This is a genomic window from Gelidimonas denitrificans, from assembly GCF_055694065.1.
In genome coordinates this window covers 1,632,955-1,650,156 of record NZ_CM146350.1, presented here as the reverse complement: position 1 = coordinate 1,650,156, position 17,202 = coordinate 1,632,955, and the positions used below count along the sequence as shown (strand labels likewise).

13 protein-coding genes are annotated in these 17,202 nt (G+C 54.6%); 4 read left to right on the top strand and 9 right to left on the bottom strand.

The genetic code is table 11. The annotated features are described in order from the left end of the window. Positions 1 to 143 precede the first annotated feature (143 nt). The 4 genes from FKCLFG_RS07685 to FKCLFG_RS07670 all read right to left on the bottom strand — a co-directional run bounded on the left by FKCLFG_RS07685 (position 144) and on the right by FKCLFG_RS07670 (position 5,647). Positions 144 to 662: a hypothetical protein gene (locus tag FKCLFG_RS07685; RefSeq protein ID WP_472615616.1), complete on the bottom strand. Its 519-nt coding sequence runs from the start codon at positions 660 to 662 to the stop codon at positions 144 to 146. Between the two features lie 103 nt (positions 663 to 765). After that, positions 766 to 2,148: an undecaprenyl-phosphate glucose phosphotransferase gene (locus FKCLFG_RS07680; protein ID WP_472615615.1), complete on the bottom strand. Its 1,383-nt coding sequence runs from the start codon at positions 2,146 to 2,148 to the stop codon at positions 766 to 768. A 126-nt stretch (positions 2,149 to 2,274) separates the two neighbouring features. Beyond that, a complete protein-coding gene (gene epsL / locus FKCLFG_RS07675) occupies positions 2,275 to 3,549 on the bottom strand; it encodes an XrtB/PEP-CTERM-associated polysaccharide biosynthesis outer membrane protein EpsL (RefSeq protein WP_472615614.1) in 1,275 nt (424 codons plus the stop codon). Between the two features lie 1,033 nt (positions 3,550 to 4,582). After that, the gene (locus FKCLFG_RS07670; RefSeq protein WP_472615613.1) at positions 4,583 to 5,647 is read right to left on the bottom strand and encodes a DNA-binding protein; all 1,065 of its coding nucleotides are present in this window, start codon (positions 5,645 to 5,647) and stop codon (positions 4,583 to 4,585) included. Positions 5,648 to 5,831: 184 nt separating this feature from the next. On the opposite strand from FKCLFG_RS07670, the gene FKCLFG_RS07665 reads away from it, so the two are divergent. From FKCLFG_RS07665 to FKCLFG_RS07655, 3 genes are all read left to right on the top strand, one after another. After that, entirely contained in the window at positions 5,832 to 6,857 is a 1,026-nt protein-coding gene (locus tag FKCLFG_RS07665) for a site-specific integrase (protein WP_472615612.1), read from the top strand. A gap of 178 nt (positions 6,858 to 7,035) precedes the next feature. Next, the gene (gene lon, locus FKCLFG_RS07660) at positions 7,036 to 9,462 is read left to right on the top strand and encodes an endopeptidase La (RefSeq protein ID WP_472615611.1); all 2,427 of its coding nucleotides are present in this window, start codon (positions 7,036 to 7,038) and stop codon (positions 9,460 to 9,462) included. A 298-nt stretch (positions 9,463 to 9,760) separates the two neighbouring features. Then, positions 9,761 to 10,957, top strand: coding sequence for an MFS transporter (locus tag FKCLFG_RS07655; RefSeq protein ID WP_472615610.1), 1,197 nt, complete (start codon positions 9,761 to 9,763; stop codon positions 10,955 to 10,957). Positions 10,958 to 10,975: 18 nt separating this feature from the next. Here FKCLFG_RS07655 and FKCLFG_RS07650 read toward each other — a convergent pair whose 3' ends face one another. Beyond that, on the bottom strand, positions 10,976 to 11,533 hold the full coding sequence (locus FKCLFG_RS07650; RefSeq protein ID WP_472615609.1) for a DUF1415 domain-containing protein: 558 nt from the start codon (positions 11,531 to 11,533) through the stop codon (positions 10,976 to 10,978). 626 nt (positions 11,534 to 12,159) lie between these two features. Here FKCLFG_RS07650 and FKCLFG_RS07645 point away from each other — a divergent pair. Beyond that, positions 12,160 to 13,137 (top strand): bile acid:sodium symporter family protein, encoded by a 978-nt coding sequence (locus FKCLFG_RS07645; protein ID WP_472615608.1) that lies wholly within the window; start codon positions 12,160 to 12,162, stop codon positions 13,135 to 13,137. A 358-nt stretch (positions 13,138 to 13,495) separates the two neighbouring features. Here FKCLFG_RS07645 and tnpC read toward each other — a convergent pair whose 3' ends face one another. From tnpC to FKCLFG_RS07625, 4 genes are all read right to left on the bottom strand, one after another. Continuing rightward, positions 13,496 to 15,049, bottom strand: a complete 1,554-nt coding sequence (tnpC, locus tag FKCLFG_RS07640; protein ID WP_472615607.1) for an IS66 family transposase — start codon at positions 15,047 to 15,049, stop codon at positions 13,496 to 13,498. A gap of 29 nt (positions 15,050 to 15,078) precedes the next feature. Continuing rightward, the gene (gene tnpB / locus FKCLFG_RS07635; protein ID WP_472615606.1) at positions 15,079 to 15,426 is read right to left on the bottom strand and encodes an IS66 family insertion sequence element accessory protein TnpB; all 348 of its coding nucleotides are present in this window, start codon (positions 15,424 to 15,426) and stop codon (positions 15,079 to 15,081) included. Beyond that, entirely contained in the window at positions 15,423 to 15,842 is a 420-nt protein-coding gene (tnpA, locus tag FKCLFG_RS07630) for an IS66-like element accessory protein TnpA (RefSeq protein WP_472615605.1), read from the bottom strand. Before tnpA ends, tnpB begins: the two co-directional genes overlap by 4 nt. Before the next feature lie 592 nt (positions 15,843 to 16,434). After that, entirely contained in the window at positions 16,435 to 16,626 is a 192-nt protein-coding gene (locus FKCLFG_RS07625; protein ID WP_472615604.1) for a hypothetical protein, read from the bottom strand. Positions 16,627 to 17,202: the final 576 nt, after the last annotated feature.

Here is a 17,202-nt window from a genome sequence, read left to right as displayed (position 1 = left end):
CTGAATGCATGGGCTAACTTTTTGGAAAATCAAAATTTAGATCCTTCAAGATTGTTTTTTCGGGACCAACCCAGCGATAAAAGCAAGGGAAGAGCGCGGATCGCTCCAGCAACATATGGTCAATGCGTTAATAGACACGGCACTCAATTTAACTTTCGATAGCCAAACGGACGTTGCCGACGACGTCCTAGATAAATCACGCAGCCAACGGCAAGCAACAGAACGGCCCAACTTTTCAGCGCTGGCGGCGACACAACCATCGGGCCGTAGCGCAGTTCCGTGCTGCGGGGACCGACATCGGAAACTGACCCGGGATAAGATGAAGATATCCCTTTAGCGGAAGACGAGAATGACCCTTCACTTACTTGGTGATCGGTCAGAGACGACATATTTCCCACTTGCTTCAAGATGCCTGAGAAAACGCCAAATGCCATAGGCGAAACAGGTGCCGGCTGCAAATCGCGCATGCCATTGCCTGCATTATTTTCGACCGGCTTGCTGTTGTCTCTGATTCCAAAAAAAGTGTTATTCAAAGCAAGGAGCGAATAAAAATTCACTTCTACTCTCTGGGATTCAGGCAACTTAATAATCGGTACGCTCGCACTGACCCAACCGGAGACGCTAAAGATCAGCGCACCCAACAACAATCGCTGCTTTCTCATTGCAACTCCTTTTAGTTTGTTTCAAAACGCCGGCAAATTCCACGCCGGACGCGTCGGATTTTTTCGCATTGGATACGCTGCAGTTTATGAAAAATGGCTCAAATTAATAGGCATTATCTCGACCTAACACCACCTTCACAGTGCGCAAGATGATCCAAAAATCGAGCGATATCGACCAGTTGCGCAGATAGTCCAAATCATATTTAATGCGTGCCGCCATCTTGTCCAAGGTATCAGTTTCGCCTCGGAGTCCGTTCACTTGCGCCCACCCGGTAATTCCGGGTTTGACCTTGTGACGCAGCATGTAGCCCTTAATTAATCCGCGGTACTGCTCGTTGTGCGCTACCGCATGCGGCCGCGGACCGACGATACTCATCCGCCCCTGCAATACATTGATGAACTGCGGCAATTCGTCAAGGGAACTGCGGCGCAGAAAAGCGCCGAGCCTGGTTACCCGTTGGTCGTTTTTTTGGGCCTGAGTCACATTCGCGCCATCCTCGCACACAGCCATAGAGCGGAATTTATAGACGATGATTTCTTCACCGTTCAAGCCGTAGCGCCGTTGCTTAAAGATAACCGGGCCAGGCGATGTCAACTTGACAGCCAACGCGATCGATAACATGACGGGCGCTAACAATAGTTGGATAAGCGTGGCAAATACGATGTCACTCAAGCGCTTGACCACGCTATTAATGCCGGTAAATGGGGTTTCGCGGATCGCGACCACCGGCACGCCACCTACCTCATCAAAGCGCGCCTGCATCAGATCGAAGATATAAATATCAGGCAGGAAGTAAATTGAAGCGGTAGTGTCTTGCAACTCTTCGAGCAATTGGCGTACGCGTGGCTGCGCCGATATCGGCTGACTGATAAAAATCACATTAATATTGTGCTCGCGGACATAGCCAGCGATATCCGCCATGCGGCCGAGCAGAGGCATATCGAGTTCCGCCGGAAGACGAGTTTTGGCCCGGTCATCAAAAAAGCCGCGCACATCCATGAACATGTGAGGATATTCCGCAATGCGATCGGCGAGTTTCATACCGACCTCGTTGGCGCCGACGATCACCACAGAACGAACTTGCCCGCCCTTGCTCAGGCTGGAAGCTATTTTGCGCAATGCCAGATGACCCGCCAGCAGTGCGAAAGGCGTAATGATGAACCAGGACAAGATGACACGATCGGAATATTTATAAGAAAATCCGGTGGCGTAACCGATAAAAACCAGAACCGCAACGAAGATTGTCCAACCGAAAAAAATATCACCCGCAAATGCCAGCAACCTGCCGCGCCGCCAGTTGCGGTATGAATCGATCTGCTCGTGAACGTACGACGAAATGAAAAAAGCAATAATCGCCAGCACCAGGTAATTGCCGGAAAACTGTTCTTTTTGCGCCAGGGTCAATAAGTACAGTGTGCTCAATATAACGAGAGGATCAAGCACGCGCTTGAAAAACGATAGCACTGGAAGGTCGCTGACGGTCATGATCTATCTCGTTCCTTTTCACCATCAATCGTGAGTGCGAAGGCGAAGCGTAGACAGCACCCAGGTACAGTAGGCACGACTGGCGAAACCGACAAAGTAGACGATGGATTTAGAAATGGAATCAACTCAGAATTCATAACGTGAACTGAGCATCATGCCGTTGTTCGGAGTGCTATTGCCGGCAATATTGGAATCCCTGTTTCTACGGTAGAGCAAGGCTGCCAGTTGCAGGTGATCGGTAGTGCGGTAAGTAAGCTTGACCGATGCGGTGCGAAAAGTATCTTTACGATCCGCCGGTAGCACGGATGTAAGCGCAGCAGCGCCGCTATAGTCGCTGGTCTCATGCTTGAGTTGGCCATCAAGCCGAAGTTTGCTCGTCAAGTCCCATGTGGACCCAATGCTAACCCCCTGATTGAGCGTATAGCTGGCAGTTAGATTTTCCGGTGCGCGGAACGCGCGTTGATCGAGCGTATAGCCGGCAGTCAGATCATCGATCGCGCCGATCTCGCGCCAGCCGCTTAACGTCACCCCAACCTTGTTGGTTGGCTTCCAGTTCGCGATCAAGCGCGCATTCACGCCATTGTAATCACGCACCGACGAAGAGTCGTGCTTGCGTTGTACATATCCGCCCAGAAACTGCAGCTGCGTTTTTCCTGTAAGCAGCCAGTTGATCTTGGCCTTGATCTCGTTCTGATTGTAACTATTGCCCACGCTCTGCTGATTCGGGAAATTGCCGCGTGTGTGGCGCAACTGCATACCGACCGTACTGCCGCTGGACGCCAAATAGTCTATGCCGAGTTCAGATATATTCTCGTTGCGGTCAGCGGCCGAATCAACATCGTAACTGAGTTGGTCGCGCGACAATCCACCGCGCAAGCGCCAGCTCGGATGGAGTAACCACGAGCCATCGAAAAACTCCCGGCGCTGCGTGCGCAGGTTGGGCTCCGACGTGCTCTGCCCCTCCACATAGGAAGAAAGGTCCTGTACATAGCTTGCACCTAAATTGCCTTCGATACGATCGCCGACATGCCAGTTCCAGTTGCCAAGGAGATCCTTGGGGTCATTATTGAGCGTACCGTGTTCGTCATAAGTTACATGCGCGACATTGAGCTTGGCAGATAACACTTGCTGACTGATACGCTTGTTGATGGCCAATCCAGCCTCGGCACGGCGGGAAGTGTCGGACAGCTTTAGGTTGCCTGGATTAGCCGCGTTCGAGATGCCCGATACGTTTTCGTCATAGGCAAACGAATAGCCTACGTAAGGACGAAATACATCGCCCTCTGCGGCAAACGCAGGCAAGCAAGTCGCTACCCCCAGGCCCAGAAACAAATGCAACATCGACTGCCGACGCAAAAGTGGTAACTGTTGGTACGGGGACGCAGGCAACTTGATTTTCATTTGTACAGGATTCCTTTTTTTAAAAAACATAGGCTCTTCTATTTATTTCAATGCAGTAAATTATTACTCTTGTGGCTTCTCTTGCAATGCGATTGAAAAGCGCAACTCTTGCTCGCCGCAAGCCCATCGAGATCGCCCATATTTTTGAGAAATGGCGCGGCTATTCTCGGTGCCGGCTTATGCAGGCCCATAATTAGTGTGTATTTCTGTAGAGAATGGTTAACGAAAAACTAGACTCTGTTTTGATGACGAATTTGATGCCGCTCAATGCGTGTTATAGCTACCCGCGCAAACTACAATTGCAGCGTGTATACCAAAATTAGTAACTTACAAATGTTGATATTAATTTGGAATTAATGCTGTATCTGTGCGATGCCACACATAGGCAGGCGCATATACCTAATTCATTTGTAGTACCGTTCAGATTGAGTCAAGCAGGCTATAACCAAGCGCTCAGATAATTCCCTCCGGGCTTAGTTAATGGAAACTCTAATAAAATTCACAACCCTCTTAAAATAATTTTTTACGCATTTGCCATACTGAATAATTGCCACAGGCTAAATGATCACGGCAGTGAGAGGTATTGCAATTCAATTAGTTCAAAACTGATACATCTTGATACGATTTTTGCCTTAGTTAATTTAATTTCCACATGGAAAATTTTAATAAATTTATATTGATTTAGGCGCAAACCCATTGTTTAGAGTGTGTTGGCATTGGCTGCCAAGTAACTTTGAGACCACGTTTGCTTGTGCGCCAAGGCAGTTGAGTAGACGCTATTAAACGCAACTATTATTCAAGGCAGTTAACTGGACACTAATGCTGACGCATGCATTATCAAACCCGAACGACTCTACTGCCGATATTCCTGAATATGCACCGCATCCTTGCACAATACGACGGTGATGCGATTTGCCTCCTCGTATTGCCCCCGAGCAAAGCACTCAAGGGCAGCCTCTAACCTTCTCCCACAGGCGGACGAGAGAACGCAATAGTCCTCACCTAGCGGGCTGATGAGAACAATTTACTTGGTTTATATTTTTGTAATAAATCCCGTTTGAGAAAGCTGATCCAGCCGCCCTTCCAACCTTGCCTTATCTTGCATTAAAAGCTGATTTTCAAGCTGTAATGCCTCGGCGCTATTTTCCAGAGTCAGTAAACGGGCCTGCAACTGCGGTGTCTGATGATGCAAAACGGCCAGTTCCGAGCGGGCTTCGGTTATGGCTTCGGTCAAGGTCTCCGAAACTGCCTTCAACTGCACGCGCAGTTCGGAGCAAACAACCGATTGTGTGGCAATTTCCTGACTAAGTTGCTGACGCTCTGCCAAGACTGCTTGATGCGTTTGCTGCAAGACAGTGAGATCGTTTTCCAGCCGATTATTCTGCGCACAGAATTGTTCCAGCTGCGTTTCGCGTTGCGCCAGCGTTTTCTGCAAGTCGGACAGACTGCGCCGTAACCCACCCAAATCCTGTTCCAGCTGATTGCAGCGCTGCTGCGCTTCTTGTCGCTCGGTGGCGCGCTGCGCTGCGACGGCTTCCTGATAATGTTCAAACTGGGTGCGCGACTGACCCAGTTGCCGGTTTACATTCTCGATCTCGGTTTGACGGTCAGTCAGGCGCTGCATCAACCCCACGCTCTGCGCTTCCGCTGTGGCGCATGCCAGTTGCAGGGCGTGATTCGAGGTCTCCAGTTGTTCGCGCCGGGCTTTTTCCAGAGCCAAATCGCGCTCCAGCGCATCGCGTTTGCCAGCCAGGTCGGCTGTTGCTGCATTCGCATCTTCGAGTTGTTGCCGGCATTCGGCGACAACGGCTGCGGCGGCAGCTTGCGCGGCCTGTACTTGCAAATCCGCTTCTTGCTGCAAATGCGCATGCAACCCTTTGACCACGTCCAGCAATTCTGCCGGCAGACCTGCCTGATGTGCCTGCGCCTGTTCCCGGTGCGTGCTTTTCCATTGCTTGAGCATCGGTGCCAAGGTGCTTTTGCTGCCGGTGCCGCCCAATGCGGCGCGTACTGCATCGACCGTGGGGTTTTTGCCGTCAGCAGCCAATAACGATGCAGCCTGCTCCACTTCAGCATAAGTAATTCCTACGCGTGCCATAAAAGTTCTCCAGGAATATTTTGTATCGTATTACGTATTACGTAATAATACTTTAAAAAGTTTATTTTAAAATATTGAAATTACTATTTTTAACGCACGATAAAGTTTATTATCGTGGCTTATAGAATAAAACATGCCTGAAAATGCGTAATGACTGGTACGTTCTTTGAAATTAACGAAAATCATGACTGCTGAAATTTCTCAATCCCTGCAAGCCATGCCAAGCCTGATGCAGGCTGGCGCCGTTACGCGTACCGACGGTACGGCGCTTACAGAGTTGGAGGTGCAGGAAAGGCATCGGCAATTTATCGCGGCGGCAACTTCTGACAACACCCGCCTTGCTTATCGTTCTGCAATCCGGCATTTTTATGCCTGGGGCGGCGTATTGCCGTGTGAAACGGCGGTAATAACGCGCTATCTGCTGAATTACGCCGAGACGTTAAGTCCGCGCACCCTAGCCTTGCGCCTGACTGCGTTATCGCAGTGGCATCGCTTCCAGAATTTTGCCGATCCGACCGATCAACCGGAGGTACGCAAGATGCTGCGCGGTATCGGGCGCACCCATGGCAAACCGAAAAAGAAAGCCAAAGCTTTGCCGCTGGAAGATTTGGAACGGATGATTGTGGCGTTGTCTGAAAAAACCAGTTTGGCGGCGCTGAGAAATAGCGCGCTGCTGCAGCTTGCATTTTTTGGCGCTTTTCGGCGCAGCGAAGTAGTCAAGCTGCAGTTGCAAGACATCGCTTGGGAGCCCGATGGCTTGGTAATCACGCTGATGCGCTCGAAAACCGATCAGGAAGGCCAAGGCATCACACGCGCCATTCCGTATGGCGCGCCGGATGGGATTTGCTGCCCGGCCACTGCGCTCAAACGCTGGCTGCAAGCGGCTGGATTGGTAAGCGGACCGGTGTTTCGGTGCATTACGCGCTGGGACCGTATTGGTGACGGCGCGCTGTATGCGGGCAGCGTCAACACTATTCTGGCGGCATGCGCCACAGCGATACAACTTCCGTATGCGCCCGAGCTTAGTAGCCATAGTTTCAGGCGCGGGCTAGCTACCAGCGCGCACCGGGCCGGCGCTAATTTCCTGGATATCAAGCGTCAAGGCGGCTGGCGGCATGACGGCACGGTGCAAGGCTATATCGAGGAAGCGGACCAGTTCACGCACAATGCCGCAGGCAATCTGCTTAAGTCCAGAACAGGCAAGCTCTGAGATCGCGCCCGCGTCAAAAACGGTTTGCTTGAAATAGATTTTCTGTCTTTGTGCCGGCGCAATACTGGTGATCCCCTGTTGAAGATACTGATACCAGAGTAGGCAGCCCCGTCTGCCGGGCCGCGGCTGCTGCACACCTGCGCATTGTGCTGCGCCCGCCACTTGTTACAGGTGAACCATGGATAATCAGCACGATAAAAAACACGCCGATGCAGCATCCGGCGAAGCTCCAGTGCAGTCTTCCGAGGCCGCAGCGGCAGCGCAACAGACGGAGCAGAATCCGCTTCTGGCATTGCCGCCTGACGCCATTATCGTCGTGCCAGTACGCAATATGGTGCTGTTTCCCGGTCTGATCGTGCCGATCACCATCGGCCGCGAACGCTCTATTGCTGCGGCCCGCGAGGCTGCCCGCAGCGGGGGGAAACTGGGCATCATTCTGCAGCGCGATCCCGATGTCGTCTACCCTGAACCGAGCGACTTGTATCAGGTCGGCACTACCGCTAGCATCGTGCGTTATGTCACTTTGCAGGATGACTCGCACCACATTGTGTGCCAGGGCGAACAACGGTTTCGGGTGCTGGAGTTTTTGGCCGGATACCCGTTTCATGTGGCGCGCATCGTGCCGCTGCATGAGACTGAAACCGAAGTCGTGAGCGCCGAAATCGAGGCCCGCATGTTGCAGCTCAAGGCGCGTACTGGCGAAATTCTGCAGTTGCTGCCGCAAGCGCCGGCCGAACTGGCTTCGATGGCGCTTAACATCAGATCGCCAGGAATGTTGGCGGATTTTATTGCTGGCCTGATGGATTTGCCCTATGAAGAAAAGCAGAATGTGCTGGAAACCTTCGATCTGCAAGCCCGGCTCGACAAGGTGCTGCAATTGTTGGTGCGGCGTATCGACGTGTTACGCATCAGCCTTGACATCGACGAGCAAACCAAGAAGCGACTGGAAGAGCGGCAACGGGAAGCGCTATTGCGCGAACAATTGAAAACGATCCAGAGACAGTTGGGCGAAGCCGAAGATGGCGCGGCAGAGACGGCCGATCTGCTGGAGGCCATCACCCGGGCAAAGATGCCGGAAGAGGTCGATATTCATGCCAGAAAGGAGTTGCGGCGACTGGAACGCATGTCCGAAGCGGCGGGCGAATCTTCGATGCTGCGCAGTTATCTGGAATGGCTGACCGAACTGCCTTGGTCGGTTGCCAGCGACGATCGTATCGATATTGCCGAAGCACGCAAGATCCTGGACGATGAGCACTATGGACTGCAAAAAATCAAGCGCCGTATCCTGGAGCATCTCGCGGTGCGCAAACTCAACCCGCAAGGCAAGAGCCCGATTCTGTGCTTCGTCGGCCCGCCGGGCGTGGGCAAGACCTCCCTGGGGCAGAGTATTGCCCGGGCAACTGGCCGCAAGTTTGTGCGCATCAGTCTGGGCGGCGTACACGATGAAGCCGAGATCCGCGGACATCGGCGCACGTATATCGGCGCCCTGCCCGGCAATATCATCCAGGCGATCCGCAAAGCCGGCGCCAATAACTGCGTGATGATGCTCGATGAAGTCGACAAGCTCGGAACCGGCGTGCATGGCGATCCGTCGTCTGCTTTGCTGGAAGTGCTGGACCCGGAACAGAACAGTACGTTTCGCGATAATTATCTTGCCGTTGCGTTTGATCTGTCCCGGGTGATGTTCATCTGCACCGCCAACCTGCTCGATACCGTTCCCGGCCCTCTGCACGACCGCATGGAAGTAATCCACCTGCCCGGCTATACCGAGCAGGAAAAGGCACAGATTGCACAGCGGTATCTGATACAGCGCCAATTGGAAGCCAACGGCCTCCAGCCGCAGCAGTGCGAAATCACCGCCGAAGCGATCGACGCCATCATCAGCGATTACACGCGTGAAGCCGGGGTGCGCAATCTGGAGCGCGAAATCGGCAACACCTTCCGTCATGTCGCGATGCGCATCGCCGAAGGCACGGCCGACCATGTACGCATTGATGCAGCCGATTTACACGCCATTCTCGGCCCCGCCAAATTCGAGAGCGAACTGGCGATGCGCACCAGCATCCCAGGCGTTGCGACCGGGCTGGCCTGGACTCCGGTGGGTGGCGACATCCTGTTCATCGAAGCCAGCCGCGCCCCTGGGCACGGCAAACTGATACTGACCGGACAGCTCGGCGAAGTGATGAAAGAAAGTGCGCAAGCTGCGCTGACGCTGCTCAAATCACGCTCTGCCGAATTGCAGGTCGACCCCGATCTGTTCGACAAAAGCGACATCCACATACACGTGCCCGCCGGCGCAATCCCCAAAGACGGGCCCAGTGCCGGCGTAGCCATGTTCATCGCGTTGGCATCATTGGCCACCAACCGGGCGGTGCAGAGCGACCATGCAATGACCGGGGAAATCAGCCTGCGCGGTCTGGTGTTGCCGGTCGGCGGCGTCAAGGAAAAAGTGCTGGCCGCGTTGCGCGCAGGGATCAAAACCGTACTGCTGCCGCTGCGCAACAAGAAAGATCTGGAAGAAATTTCGCAAGATGCGCAGACGCGGCTGGCATTCGTCTGGCTGGAAACCGTCGATGACGCGATGCGCGCAGCGTTGACCTTATAGATTAAGCGATGTGTTCAAACTGAAGAACTTGCCTGCCAAGCGTCCAGTGGACCTGATTCAGTAAGCACAATTGCGCCTTCTGGGAACTACTGTGTCGCCAGCTTCACACCCTAATCGTACTACCCGTAATCAATGCAGCCGTGGTCGGCTGGCTGCTGAGTGTTGCGCCGTGACAGCGCAGCGCGCCAAGCTTGCGATTGGCGCTATTTAATATACTGGATAATGTATTTTTACGTTCCGCAATAAAACAGTGCGTGGCGTAGTATGTTTTTACCTATACTCCATATATTAATTCAATATGATAAAAGCTGGAAAATTCCACACGCTGCGCCAGATTCCTTCTAGCATCTGGGCGCTCGGCTTGGTCAGCCTGCTGATGGATGTTTCCTCCGAGATGGTGCATGCGCTGTTGCCGCTCTTCATGGTCACCACCTTGGGCGCGAGCGTTTTCATCATCGGCCTGATTGAAGGTGCGGCCGAGGCAACCGCTTTGATCGTCAAGGTATTTTCAGGGGCATTGAGTGACTATCTGGGCAAGCGCAAAGGCTTGGCAGTGTTCGGCTACGGTTTGGCTGCACTGACCAAGCCGATCTTCGCGCTGGCGTCTGGCATCGGCTGGATTTTGAGCGCGCGTCTGATGGACCGGGTCGGCAAAGGGATTCGGGGCGCGCCGCGCGATGCGTTGGTGGCCGACTTGGCGCCGCCCCATTTGCGCGGCGCAGCGTTCGGGCTGCGCCAGTCGCTCGATACGGTGGGCGCGTTTCTTGGCCCGCTGACTGCAATAGTGCTGATGCTGCTGTGGGCTAATGATTTCAGAGCCATATTCTGGGTTGCTACCGTGCCTGCGGTGCTGGCGGTCGTGCTGTTGATTGTCGGCGTGCAGGAACCCGAGCGCAAAATCACGGAAAAACGCAGCAATCCGATCCGCTGGGACAATCTCCAGCGCATGGGACGCGACTATTGGTGGGTGGTGATTATCGGCGCGGTATTTACGCTGGCCCGTTTTAGCGAAGCATTTTTGTTGTTGCGCGCGCAGCAAGGCGGCATGGCGCTGGCCTGGGTGCCGCTGATTATGGTGGCGATGAACGTGGTGTATGCGCTCTCGGCCTATCCGTTCGGCAAACTGTCCGACGGCGTGAGCCATACCGGCTTGCTGGCAGCGGGGTTGCTGGTGTTGATCGCAGCCGATATCGTGTTAGCCAGCAGCAATGCGTGGCCGGTAGTGTTGCTGGGCGTAGTGCTGTGGGGTTTGCATATGGGCATGACGCAAGGCTTGCTGGCCGCGATGGTGGCGGCTACCGCACCGGTCGATCTGCGCGGCACCGCCTTCGGCTTTTTCAATCTTGCCAGCGGACTGGCGATGCTGGTAGCCAGTCCGCTGGCCGGTTGGCTGTGGGATCGCTACGGCGCATCTTTTACTTTTTATGCCGGAGCAGTTTTTTGCGGCGCTGCGCTGCTGCTGATGTTCGCCAATAGAGAGCGCGGAGCTGCATAAAAACTTGCGGGAAATTGCTTATTCAGCGGCGAACAAGCGCGCCCAGCCGTCATGTCCCAGGCGGTGCAAGGTTTCGATATTTTTTTCAAAAATATCTTCAGCCTGCGGATACGCAGCCACTGCTTTTTCGATACTTTCTTCGCGCAGCAAGTGCAAGGTCGGGTAAGGAGCGCGATTGGTGTAGTTGTCGATATCGTCCAGTCGTGTGCCCTCGAACTGGTATTGCGGGTGAAAGCTGGCTACCTGCAACACGCCGCCCAGCTCCATATCCTCAACCGCCGCATCGGCCACATCCAGAAAATCGTTGTAATCCAGAAAATCAGTCAACGTGCCCGGATGGATCAAAAGCGTGGTTTCAATCTGCTCGGCCGCACAATCGTCCAGCATCTGCAGTTCAGCCATCAAATCTTCCAGCAACGCTTCCGGCGTTGTCGCTGCGCTGACCACATAACGAATCTGATTCTTGACATGCACCGCCTTGGCAAACGGACACAGATTTAAGCCAATCACGGCTTTTTCGACCCACGCCTGGGTATCTGCAATGATTTTTTGTGAGTTATTCGCGCTGCTCGTCATGGTTTGCCTTTTCTGCTATGGGTTTCGAACCTGAGCTTATAACATCAAACCGGGATCGGTAGCGGCTGGCGGTCTGTTAATCTGCAGATCCACTAGGGTCGAGCAATAAAGTTACGGCCGCTACTGATCACGCGCCTTTCCTTCGAAAATCGTAGCGACGCCACGCCGAGTAAATTGGTACAGAGCAAGGCCACGGTCGCCGCCAATCATTGCAGATGCTGCCGAGAACATTGGATGCCACCGCAAGAATATCTTCTAGCCGAACTTAAACAAACAGATGCCGAGTTAGAGAGTTCTTGGATATTCGAGAATCGACAGCGCTGCCGTTGGCAAAAGCCACAAGCGCTGTGCTGCGGTCGCATCTAAGACGTGTGTGAAACGGTGTGTACCTGAATAGTATAATCGGCGCTTACCGTTGCAGCGCCAGCCAACAGGGCTGGCGTTATTTTGTCTGCGCATGATCTGCGTAACTGTTGTCAGCCTCGCATACCTTGCGGCCTCTGGCATGTGCATGTTGGTCCACACCACTGCTTCATTCTGGCGGTAGTCGCGCCCATTTTCTTTTTTCTGGTTGCATTTTGTGTGTCATCGGATGCGGCCGCCCCATAATTTCAAGGACATTTACCATGCAGACCATCGCCCGTCTAAGCCGATTTGTCGGCAAGACTTTTGCCATTTGGGTATTGTTATTTTCCGTACTCGCTTTCTTTACTCCCAATCAGTTCCGCTGGATCGGCCCTTACATCGTGCCGTTGCTGGGCATCATCATGTTCGGCATGGGCCTGACCCTATCCAGGAACGACTTTCTCGAAGTATTCAAGCGCCCTGGTGACGTCGCCATTGGCGTAGCCGGCCAGTTCATCATCATGCCGAGCCTCGCCTGGCTGCTCTGCACGCTGCTGCAACTACCACCCGAGGTCGCTGTGGGTGTGATTCTGGTGGGTTGCTGTCCTGGCGGCACGGCCTCCAACGTGATGACTTTCCTGGCACGCGGGGATGTCGCGCTATCGGTGGCAATCACCTCAGTCACTACCCTACTGGCGCCCGTGGTGACGCCTGCGCTGATTTATCTGCTGGCGAGCCAGTGGCTGGAAGTCAGCGCCGCAGCCATGTTCTGGTCGATCGTTCAGGTGGTGATCCTGCCCATCGCACTGGGCGTGCTAGCGCAATCCCTTCTCCGTGAGAAAGTCAAAACCTGTGTGGAGGTGCTGCCTCTGGTTTCTGTGGTGGCGATTGTAGCCATCGTGGCAGCCGTGGTTGCCGGCAACCAGGCCAAGATCGCCACTAGCGGACTGATGATCTTTGTCGTCGTCGTGCTGCATAACGGCTTGGGGCTGCTGCTGGGCTACTGGCTAGCCAAGCTAACGGGATTAAGCGTTCCCAAGCGCAAGGCCATTGCGATTGAAGTAGGTATGCAAAACTCGGGCTTGGGTGTGGCGCTGGCTACGGCGCATTTCTCACCACTGGCCGCCGTGCCGAGCGCCATCTTCAGCGTCTGGCACAACATTTCCGGCCCCTTGCTCGCGACGTTGTTTCAGCGTTTCAAGGACGAGGAGCCGATGGTTGTCTCGACTCCAAAAGCGGATGCAGCGCAGGAGCTCTGAGCGCCTTTCCATAAAACGATATCTCTGAGGCCGCGCGTTTGATAACGCGGCCTACTAGGACACAAATCAAATTTTCTTGAAGATAGATTTAAAAAGAGACTTAAGGGTGATCCTGCACAGAATGCAGCGCAGGATCATGATTTAAAAACTCCGATTAAGCTGACCCGCAGTCCGGGCAGGAACAAGCCGAACATATGAGCAGAATGCAAGAAAGCGATACTGGACTCTGGCTCTAGAAACGCTGGGGATTTGTTACCGGCGTCCATACAATACGCGGCACACGTATGCCACTAAAGTAAGCGACGCGCGAAGGACGTCTTGACATTGAATCATTGCGATAGCAACCGGGCCTGATCGGTTAGGGGGCGGTGGAGCCGAGCTGGTCGATCACGTTCCAAGGCAGCAACTCGTTGATCCGGTTGATTGGATGTTCAGCGATGTGCGTGAGCACATGGCGCAGATACGCTTGCGGATCCATGCCGTTGAGTTTGGCCGTTCCGATCAGTGTATACATCGCGGCAGCACGTTCGCCACCGCTATCGGCCCCCATAAACAGGAAATTCTTTCGCCCCAATGCAACCGACCGCAACGCGCGCTCAGCAGCATTGTTGTCGATCTCGGCGATGCCGTGTTCACAGTAAAGCAACAGCGCCTGCCACTGGTTCAGCGCATAGTTGATCGCCTTGGTGGTGTTGGATTTCGCCGATAGCATCGGTAAGCGAGCACACAGCCACGCTTCGAAATCTATGAGTAACGGCAGCGCGCGCTCCTGCCGAATTTGACGGCGCAGATCCGGTGGCTTGCCGCGTACCTGGTCTTCGATTCCATACAGTTCGCCGATTCTTCGCAGGACCTCAGTCGTGAATGCCGTTGGATGCACGACATGCAGATCGTGGAATTTGCGCCGGGTGTGTGCCCAACATGCCGCTTCCTGTACTCGGCCAGTTTCATAAATCGCATTGAAGCCGGCATAGGCATCAGCCTGCAGTATGCCGTGAAATCCTGCGAGGTGGGTTTGCGGATGGATCCCCTTGCGGTCCGGCGTGTAGGCAAACCATACGGCCGGTGCGACCGTCGATGCCGCGTTGCGATCATCGCGCACATAGGTCCAGAGCCGACCGGTCCTGGTCTGGCCATTGCCGGCTGCCAGCACCGGCACGGTTGTGTCGTCGGCATGCAGTTTCGATCTGGCCATCACATGACGGCGCAGTGCGTCGACCAACGGGGCCATCAACGCACTACAGGCGCCCACCCAACGGCCCATACTGGAGCGGTCGATCTCGACGCCTTGCCGTGCATGGATCACCGACTGCCGATACAGCGGTTGATGATCGGCAAATTTCGACACCAGGATATGGGCCAGCAAACCGGGACCTGCCACACCGCGCAAAATCGGGCGACTCGGTGCCGGCACTTGCACGATGCGGTCACAGCACGCACACGCTTTTTTGCGCCGGATGTGGCGAATCACCTTGAACGCCGCGTTGACGATTTCGAGCTGCTCGGAAACGTCTTCTCCGAGCGGTTTGAGATTGCCACCACAGTCCGGGCAGGCTTGATCGGCGGGTTCAAGAATGCGGTCTTCGCGCGGCAGTTCGGGCGGCAAGGGCTGCCGCGTCGACGGCATGCGCGGCATTACTGGCACGCTGGCCGGCGGCTGCGCATCGATCACGCCCTCTTCAGCCAGCAGATCCTCCAGCCGGGATTCCAGCTTCTCGATCTGCCGGTCGATCTTCTCGGATTTGCGACCGAACTGCATGCGCTGCAATTTGGCGATCAGCAGTTTGAGTTGTTCGACTTCCAGTGCCCGTGACGCCAGTGCCAGCGTCATCTGCTCCATCGACGCCTGCTGCGCCAGCACCATCGCCTTGAGGGCGTCGATGTCGTCGGGGAGCGTGGCGGTGAGGGGCATGCGCGCAGTTTACGCATGCCCGGCAAAGTTTACAACACCGATTTGGGCTGCCAGGTGCGTCGGGGCTGCCGCCAGTCGATCCCTTCGAGCCGCATGGAGAGCTGCGCCGGCGTCAGACACACCGAGCCGCTGGTGGCCTGCGGCCACACGAACCGGCCTTGTTCAAGGCGCTTGGCCAGCAGGCACAGGCCATCGCCGGTGGCCCACAACAATTTGATGACGTCGCCGCGATGGCCGCGAAAGACGAAGACATGGCCATTGAACGGATCGGCCGCAAGCGCCGTTTCCACTTTGGCAGCGAGTCCCTGAAAGCCGCAGCGCATATCGGTGACACCGGCGGCAATCCAGATGCGTGTCCCGGCTGGCAGGCCGATCATGGATGGAGGTGGCGCAGCACCTGTTCCAGGGTTGCTGTGTCGACCACACCTTCCAGGCGCAGGGTCGCAGCGCACACTCTGATTTCGATGACTCCCGGCTTTGGTGCAGGTAGCTTTGATACAGGGAGGTCCATGGGAGGTGACGGCGCATACGCCGGGCATTGCGCCAATGTGTTTCCCGAACGCGCAATGGTTACGGCCAGAAATCCCGGTTGAGGAAGTTCTGTGATGCCCACGCCGCCGGCAAGATGCGCACACCGCCACTTGTGCAGCATGTTTGCGTTGATGCCATGGTCCAGCGCGAGGCGGGCTACCGAAATACCTGGCTCGCAGGCGGCGATCGCCAGCCGCTTCTTGAAATCAACGTTGTAATTGCGCCGACCCTTCCGGCTGCCTGTCTTTATGCTTGTGTTCAAAGTGGTCCCCACTACTATTTGGTGGACACTACTTTGGCGCGTCAATGATCCAATGTACAGACGGCCCTGATGAGGCGCTTACCCACTAAACAGGCTGATGCTGGAATCGGGTGGCGATTAACCAAGCGCTCCGTATAGGGAAGAAAGAAGGGACTAATGGCACGTGGTCAAGTGTCATGTGCGCAGGATGTCAGTTGCGGTGTCGCTTAAAAACCAAAGGCCCCGTAGGGCCTTGATTCTAAAGCAAATTACTGGCGGAGACTGAGGGAGTTCCCACCACCTATCTAAGTCCTTGATAATGCTCACCTTTACCTGCAACGGTGTAGCAACAGATTAGCATACCCGAGGTAGCAGGAAAAGGTCCATTTGGCATAAATTCCATCAAATTTTTTCTTCCCGACTACTACAGCTATCCCGGTGCTTCCGCGCCGCCTCAGGCCTCGTCAATGCCTACATCGACAGGGTTGGACTTTTCGAACAAGCTCAACAACACCGGGCAGTTTGAGCGGATTCAACCCGATACTAAGTAGGGGTGCTCCAAGCGCACTCCCTCACCCTCGCTCAGCTCGGGGTATCGTAAGTCCCCATCTACTCACGCCCCCAACAGCGCCAACAGATTTACGCCCATCTGCACCTGCAGATGACCTCCGGTAATCGCCTCCTTCACTGCCAGACCGTAACCACCCAGCTCGTCAGCCCGCCGCGAATTGTCCACCCTCACCTTCTCGCCGTGCCGTACGCCTGCCCCCGCCCTGCGAATGATGTCGACGACCAGCACCGACATCCTTGCGGCTCAAACCAACTCGCTTCCAGCAAAAGGCGGACGTGACGACAAGCGTGCCCCGTGCATCGTCATAATAGTGACGAATTACGCAGTATTTTTACGATACCCCATCACCCAGCCAAACGCCCTTCTTCTCATTGCAGTGAAGAGTGGCCAAGGACGGCACGCACTGTCCATTATTGGTGTCAGCGCGTAATGAGTAGTCGTTGTGTGCAGTTGCAGCACCAAAGCTACGGGCGGGTGAGTTGGAGATAATAACTATCAACGGTGTAGTTAGACAAAATTGACAAAATACTCCCGTTGCTGGGCATCACTCATGCCCTACGATAACCATAAGTAACATCAAGAAAGGCATGACACGAAAGTTAACATTTAAAGGCCAGCAATTGGCGCCAATTACTTACTACAAAATATTGACTAACGATATTTCCCTGCACTTCTTGAAGAAATTTAATCAAAAATTGGGCAAGCGCTGCGCGTCAGGCCGGAGGCGAACGTCGCGAGGAGGCTGTGGGCAACCCAGTTATCCACGGACAGACGCGGGAATTTCCGCTAACGTAAAAATTTAGGGGTTAA